The 5,152-nt window shown below is 68.4% G+C and carries 6 protein-coding genes; 2 read left to right on the forward strand and 4 right to left on the reverse strand.

Annotation, left to right across the window (positions count from 1 at the left end; genetic code table 11):
• Positions 1-85: 85 nt before the first annotated feature.
• A complete protein-coding gene (locus CSW58_RS13825; RefSeq protein WP_236627821.1) occupies positions 86-493 on the forward strand; it encodes a hypothetical protein in 408 nt (135 codons plus the stop codon).
• Positions 494-956: 463 nt separating this feature from the next.
• On the forward strand, positions 957-1,895 hold the full coding sequence (locus CSW58_RS12645) for an IS110 family transposase (RefSeq protein WP_099447522.1): 939 nt from the start codon (positions 957-959) through the stop codon (positions 1,893-1,895).
• Positions 1,896-1,922: 27 nt separating this feature from the next.
• Here CSW58_RS12645 and CSW58_RS12650 read toward each other — a convergent pair whose 3' ends face one another.
• The 4 genes from CSW58_RS12650 to CSW58_RS12665 form a co-directional block, all read right to left on the reverse strand.
• On the reverse strand, positions 1,923-3,161 hold the full coding sequence (locus tag CSW58_RS12650) for a hypothetical protein (protein WP_099447526.1): 1,239 nt from the start codon (positions 3,159-3,161) through the stop codon (positions 1,923-1,925).
• Positions 3,162-3,238: 77 nt separating this feature from the next.
• On the reverse strand, positions 3,239-3,880 hold the full coding sequence (locus CSW58_RS15475; protein ID WP_099447523.1) for a hypothetical protein: 642 nt from the start codon (positions 3,878-3,880) through the stop codon (positions 3,239-3,241).
• On the reverse strand, positions 3,811-4,506 hold the full coding sequence (locus tag CSW58_RS15480; protein ID WP_161494618.1) for a hypothetical protein: 696 nt from the start codon (positions 4,504-4,506) through the stop codon (positions 3,811-3,813). Before CSW58_RS15480 ends, CSW58_RS15475 begins: the two co-directional genes overlap by 70 nt.
• Before the next feature lie 94 nt (positions 4,507-4,600).
• The coding region (locus CSW58_RS12665; RefSeq protein ID WP_099447525.1) for a GNAT family N-acetyltransferase at positions 4,601-5,152 on the reverse strand (552 nt) is incomplete at its 5' end.

Consider the following 5,152-nt stretch of genomic DNA (forward strand, 5'->3'; position numbering starts at 1 on the left):
TCACTAGGGGCATTCTCGACGCGGTTTCTATACCTCAATGAAGAGGGATTTGTCGACTGGTTTCGCAGCGTGGGCAAACCGTTTGATGGACAATGAAGGTCTGCTGCTTGCGCTGCCCGGAGAAAGACTTGCGCGATTGGCTAGTCACTGGCTTTCGAACTTACATCTTGGCTACGAAACATCCTGGTTTCGCGGAAGAAAAGGAAATGGCGTATCTATCACACGCCCGCAATCGACGGCGTCGAAGGGATCCATCTTGTTTCCTGACTTCAAGACCATTCGAGGTGTGCCACAGCCGATCATGAAGATTCCGCTGAAAGCAGGACTTGGGTCGGAAGGCATGGCGATCAAGGAGCTGCTGCATCGTGTCATCATTGGCCCTTCCGACCACTCCCAGGTCATCGCTAGGGCTTATGTTGACGTTCTGAGTAGAGCTGGCTTTGAGGACCCTTGGTCAATGATCTCAGTGTCGAATATCCCTCTAAGACAGTAACCGCAGTTCTGATGTCATTCTCCTCCAGCGGTCAGCCCCATCCGCCCCACCGGATGCGGCCACGCCTTAAACCCTTGGTGGATGGGAGCTCTGGCGTCTGACCGAGTCAAGGACGACGCGTCGCGTCGCCGCGACGCGGCCGCCAGAGGCGGTCCTTGACTCGGTCAGACGCCAGAGCAGGCTCGCCTCCAAGGTTTCAAGGCGCGGCCTCGCCGCTTCGGGCGGGCGGGGACGGGCTGGGCCTTTGAAGCCTGGACCGTGGGGGCGGAACCCTTGTGTCTTGGATCTGAGGTTATTGTGGTGATGCGGGCGGCTGTTAGCAGCAGCCGCCCGCCGCGACCTTGAGCCCGTAAACCCCTTGGCCTTGGAGGCCGTGGGTGAGTTTGGGCCGGTCGTGATCTTCCAAACCCGAACAGTTGCATGAGGCCTTTGGGACCTCGCACTGGCAAGGAAGGGATAGAGGATGCCACAGGATCGAGTGTTTGTGGGCGTGGATGTCTCCAAGGATCGCCTGGACGTGGCGGTGCTGGAGGGCGAGAGCTTCGCGGTGTCCAATGACGCCGCTGGGCTGCGGGACCTCGTCAGACGGCTGCGGGCGGCCAAGGCCAGTCTGATCGGACTGGAGGCGACCGGCGGCTATGAGAAGGCTGCGGTGGAGGCGCTGCTCACGGCGGGGCTGGACGCACGGCTCCTGGACCCGCGCAAGGTTAGGCGCTTCGCCCAGGCCTGCGGGGTCCTGGCCAAGAACGATCGGATCGACGCCGAGCTGATCGCCCGCTTCGTGGCGCTGATGCCCAGCCGCTCGGCGCGGATTGATCCGGCCGCCGCCCGGTTGGCCGAGTTGGTCGACGCGCGCCGTCGCCTGGTCGAGGAGCAGGCGCGACTGGATAACGCCGCCCGGATGGTCCGCGACCCGGTGTTGATACGCCTGGCTCAGCGGCGACGCGGGCGAACCCGCCTGGATCTTGTTCTGATCGAGAAGCGGCTGGCTCAGCTGATCGCCGAGGATGACGATCTGGCGCGCAAGGACGCGCTGCTGCGCTCGGTGCCCGGCGTAGGCCCCGTCCTGGCCTGGACGCTGCTGGCTCGACTGCCGGAACTGGGCGATCTGGACGCCCGGCAAGTGGCCGCCCTGGTCGGCGTCGCGCCCTACGACCACGACAGCGGAGCCCGACGAGGACGACGCGCCATACGCGGCGGTCGCCCCATCGTGCGCAATGTTCTCTACATGGCCGCTCTGGTGGGCGCCCGCTTCAACCCGGCCCTCGCCGCGATGAAGGCGCGTCTGGCCCAGGCCGGAAAGCCGCCAAAGGTCGTCCTCGTGGCCTTGATGCGAAAGCTCATCACCATCCTCAACGCCATGCTCCGCGACAACGCCCCCTGGCGCGCCGCCACCGCATAACTTCAAGACAGTTGCTCACCCCTCGAACTAGGCGACAAACGAAGCCGGCGCGGCGGCCTCGGCCCGGGTGGACCAATCGTGCAGGGGCAGGTGCAGGACCGGGCAGTGCTGGACCGCGGCCGGCGTCTCCAGCAGGTCGGTGACGGCTGGACCGGTGATGAACGGCACGCCGGCCTCGATACAGGCCTGGCGTTCGCGGCGGGTGCGCACGTCGGTCACCCCTTGCCAGACGCGCTTGCGTCGATAGCCGGCGGCGTCGCGCATGAACCGGGAAATGGCCGCCAGACGGACGGCCTCCAGGCCGGCCGGCAGGGTCAGGGTGACGCTGGCCGCCAGGTCGGGCGGCAGATCGTCGACCTGGAAGGCCGGATCGGAGACCCCCAGGTCGATGCGGCCGAAGAACGGCTCGATGGCGCGCTTGATCTGCGACAGGGCCGAGAAGGACGGCGCGCGCGGGGCGCCGTAAATCGCCGCCGCCAGGCGTCCGCGCAGGGCGGCGGGCAGGGCGTTGAGGAAGGGCGTCAGCTCGGTTCGGCCCGAGGGCTTGACCAGGGTCGAGAAGCTCAGCGGCAGGAACATCATCCCGGAGTCTTGCCGCTCAAGGGCCAGGCTGGCGCTGCGCAGGTTGGGAATGTCGTGCTCGGCCTGGATGAGGTCGGTCATGGGCGGCGGCTCCATGCCGAAGGCCGATACCGATCCCACCTCGCGCCAGACGGCGATATTGCCGACAAAGATCTCGCGCTGGGTGTGGAAGACGCCGCGATAGGCCGTGCGGGCCGGCGCGACCACCGGCGCCTGGGCCCGCAGGACCTCCATCGGCGGCAGGCCCTCGACCGGACCACCGCGCGGCGCCAACGACTCCACGCCGGTCGGGCTGATCTTGCAGATCCGTCCTGCGAACAGGCCGTCGTCCTCGCCGTTCAGCAGGCTCTTGAGCAAGTGGGTCGATGCGCCGGCGAAGCGCATGACGTCGTTCTGGTCGCCCTCGAAGGTCAGCAGGGTGACGTCGCCGTCGCCCCGGTCGCCGAACAGCTTGCGCTGCAGGGCCAGGGCCAGGGCCTGGAGCTCGCGGCCATCCAGGCGTTCGGCGCGGGGATCGGTGAGAACAAAGGAAAAGGGCGCGACCAGCCCGTAGCGGCGCGGCCAGGCCCAGGCGGTTTCCAGATAGGCGCCGGCCACCTTGGCGACCAGGGCCGCCATGGAGTCGGAGTCCGTGAAACACAGGTCCTCGCCGACAAAGATCTTCAAGCACGCCAAAGCCGTCATGGGGTCGACCATGGACGATCAGGGTTAGCAAACCCGCAGGTTGCAGCGCCGCGGGGTTGCGACCAAGCGACGCGCCTTCACGCGGCGGCGCGCGCTCCCGCCAGCGGCTGGCCCTCCGCCTGCTCGACCGGCTTGTCGAGGAAGGCGGTGATCGCCGGGCCCCAGACCCGGGCCACCCCGCCCTGGCGGCAGGCCTCCAGTTCGTTGGCGGTGGCGACGCCGGCGACGATCTGGGCGACGCCCTTGCCGCGATAGACGGCCTGGCGCTCGACGAATTTGAGGATCTGGGCCAGGCGCTGGCGCTCGTCCTCGCCGGTCAGGGTCAGGGTGACGCTGTCGATCAGCTCGGGCGGCAGGTTGTGCACCGGGAAGGTCGGATCGACCACATTGAGGTCGAGGAAGGCGAAGCTGCCCTTCAGGAAGGCGCGGATCTGGCTGACCAGGCCCAGCGAGGCCTCGCGCGGCGTGCCATAGACGCTGGCCCCCAGGCGCGGCTGCAGGTCGAGCGGATAGCGCGACAGCCGGCGCTTATAGGCCTCCTGCGAGGCCGGGGTGGTCAGGTTCCAGAAGCCGAACGGCAGGCAGAGGTCGCCGAAGGTCGCGGTCTTGAGCAGGGGCTGGGCGTCGTTCAGCCCGGTCAGGTCGCGGGTCAGCAGGCGGAATCGTCTTCCGGCGCGGCCTGGGCGAGATCGGCGCGCAGGCCGAGCCTTGAGCCGCAAAAGGCCTCGAGCGACAGGTCATAGACGCCCCACCAGCCGGTCGGGGCCGGCGGCGGCGGGGCGGCCGGCGGGCGCGCCGTGGGCGGCGGGGTGCTTGTCGGGGCCCTTGTCGGGGTCGGGGTCGGGGTCGGGGTCGGGGTCGGCGTGGGCGTGGGCGTGGGCGTGGGCGTGGGCGGGGCGGACGGGGCGGCGGCGGCCTGGGCCAGCCGGGCCTCCTCGTGGGTGCTGGGCACGGCGCGGATCGCCTCGGCGGTGATCACCTGGACCCGGCCGGCGGCGCCGCCATAGCCCCGACCCGCCATCAGGCCCTGCAGCTCGGCCTGGCCGAGGCTGGCGAACTTGAGCACCGAGGACTCGTCGCCCTCGAAGGTCATCAGACAGACCTGGCCGCTGCCGCCGCCGGGAAACAGGACGGCCTCCAGCTCGGCGGCCAGGGCCTGCATCTCCTCGGCGTCCAGCTGGGCGGCGCGATGGTCGGCCAGCACGAAGGCCAGGGGCGCGACGGCCCCATAGCGGCGCGGCGCCGTCCAGCGGGCCTTCAGATAGAGATCCGCCGCCGCCTGGGCGCGGGCGGCGGGGAAGGCGTCGTCATCGATCAGAAGCCGGAGGCAGGCAATCGCGGTCATGGGGCGAGACTAGCGGGCGATGCTCGCCAATTGGTTACACGCCGGGGTGGAATATCGTTATTTCACCAGTCAAATTGTCGCGGGGCGGCCCGGCCTAGACGAAGGTCTCGTTGAGCCGGAAATCCAGGCGCTGCTTGACCCCGGGCCAGTCATAGTCGGTGATCGAGAACACCGCCGTGTCGCGCACATGGCCGGTCCAGGTGATCTTGTGGCTGCGCAGCACGCCCTCCTTGCTGGCCCCCAGCTTCTGGATCGCGGCCTGGCTGCGGACATTGCGCACATCGATCATGAACTCGACCCGGATCGCCCCGGCCCCGAAGGCCTGGGCCAGCATCAGGCGCTTGGATTCCGGATTGATCGGCCCCGAGCGGGCGTCGGGCCGCAGGAAGGTCGAGCCGATCTCGAGGCCCCTGTGCAGCGGGCGGATGTTGAGAAAGCTGGAGGTCCCGACCACCGTGTCGTCCGACAGCCGGCGGATGGCGAAGCCCAGCCGCTCGCCGCGCTGGGTCTCGCCCTGCAGGGCGCCCCACCAGTCCTCGAAGCCCTCGCCGCAGCCGTTGGTCGACATGATCTCCCAGCTTTCAGGATCACAATCGATGGCGGCGCGCAGTTCGTCACGCAGGGCGGGGGTGATGGGTTCGAGCCA

Source organism: Caulobacter sp. B11 (genome assembly GCF_002737765.1).
In the GTDB taxonomy this organism is placed as follows: Bacteria; Pseudomonadota; Alphaproteobacteria; order Caulobacterales; family Caulobacteraceae; genus Caulobacter.

What these genes read in the sequence shown, in the direction of transcription:
- CSW58_RS13825 (WP_236627821.1), top strand. Translation starts at nt 86, where the DNA reads ATGGACAATGAAGGTCTGCTGCTTGCGCTGCCCGGAGAAAGACTTGCG.
- CSW58_RS12645 (WP_099447522.1), top strand. Translation starts at nt 957, where the DNA reads ATGCCACAGGATCGAGTGTTTGTGGGCGTGGATGTCTCCAAGGATCGC.
- CSW58_RS12650 (WP_099447526.1), bottom strand. Translation starts at nt 3,161, where the DNA reads ATGACGGCTTTGGCGTGCTTGAAGATCTTTGTCGGCGAGGACCTGTGT.
- CSW58_RS15480 (WP_161494618.1), bottom strand. Translation starts at nt 4,506, where the DNA reads ATGACCGCGATTGCCTGCCTCCGGCTTCTGATCGATGACGACGCCTTC.